At 45.4% G+C, this 1,252-nt stretch carries 1 protein-coding gene; it reads left to right on the plus strand.

The window, feature by feature from the left end; all coding sequences use genetic code 11:
• Nucleotides 1-258 precede the first annotated feature (258 nt).
• On the plus strand, nt 259-1,252 hold a 994-nt coding region (locus QUB12_RS37380; protein ID WP_333311129.1), incomplete at its 3' end, for an RRXRR domain-containing protein.

The raw sequence follows: 1,252 nt of genomic DNA on the forward strand, positions 1-1,252 counted from the left end.
GTCACTAACCCCAGCCTAAAGGCATGGGGCTTGAAAGAGGAAGATTCACCGTCTTCTTAATTCAAGACTAAAACAGTGTCTAGCCTGCGTCTTTAAGACAAACTGAGCCATCTGGGAGTGCTATCCCACCGGACGTTAAGAATGCCTCCCTAGTTTTTAACCGCTCGGATGTGCCAGTGGCGAAGGGAAATATATACCTATAGATAGGACTTACCCTAAATGTTTGTACCCGTTGTAAACAGTGAAAATAGACCGTTAATGCCGACTACCTCAAGCCGCGCTAAGCGCTGGATTAAGTCAGGTAAGGCAACACCATTCTGGAAAAAGGGGGTATTTTGTGTTCGATTGAATATAGAACCTTCAAGCCACAACTATCAACCCATAGCGGTTGGCATCGATCCAGGTAGCAAACGCGAAGGATTTACCATTAAATCCAAATCGCATACCTACTTAAACATCCAGACCCATGCAATTGATTGGGTAAAAGACCATGTTGAAGTAAGGCGAAATATGCGACGTGCTCGGCGGTTTCGGAACACACCGTGCCGTCAAAACCGAGCTAACAGGTTGGTTAACAAAAATCGGCTCCCTCCATCTACTAAGGCGAGATGGCAGTGGAAGTTAAGGATAGTTAACTGGCTAACGTTGATGTTTCCGATATCAACATTTGTTGTGGAGGACATCAAAGCGCGAACGTGGAAAAACGGACGTAAGTGGAACGTATCGTTTAGTCCTTTAGAGGTTGGCAAGCACTGGTTTTACTCTGAGCTTAGAAAGATTGCCCATCTTGAGATTAAATCGGGCAATGATACTTACAACCTGCGTCAAGAACTTGGACTTAAAAAATCAAAACAGAAGCTATCAAACAAGTTTGAGGCTCACTGCGTTGATTCTTGGGTATTGGCTAATTGGTACGTGGGCGGGCATACTCAACCCGACAATACCAAGCTAATAGAAGTAATCTCTCTTGAGTTTCATCGCAGACAACTCCATCGCTTGCAGCATTCCACAGGTCATATTCGCCCCCGTTATGGCGGCACTTTGAGTGTGGGGTTTAAGCGCGGTTCAGTCGTCAAGCACCCTAAATACGGATTTTGTTACGTTGGCGGTTGGCAAGAATCTCCAACGAAGAAAGACCCGTACCGGAAAACAATTAGCTTGCACGATTTAAAAACAGGCAAGCGTCTAACTCAAAACGCATCGCCCGCAGATTGTAAGTTTTTGTCCTACAACTCGTGGCGCATTGCAAATT

Source organism: Microcoleus sp. B7-D4 (assembly GCF_036705125.1).
In the GTDB taxonomy this organism is placed as follows: domain Bacteria; phylum Cyanobacteriota; class Cyanobacteriia; order Cyanobacteriales; family Microcoleaceae; genus Microcoleus.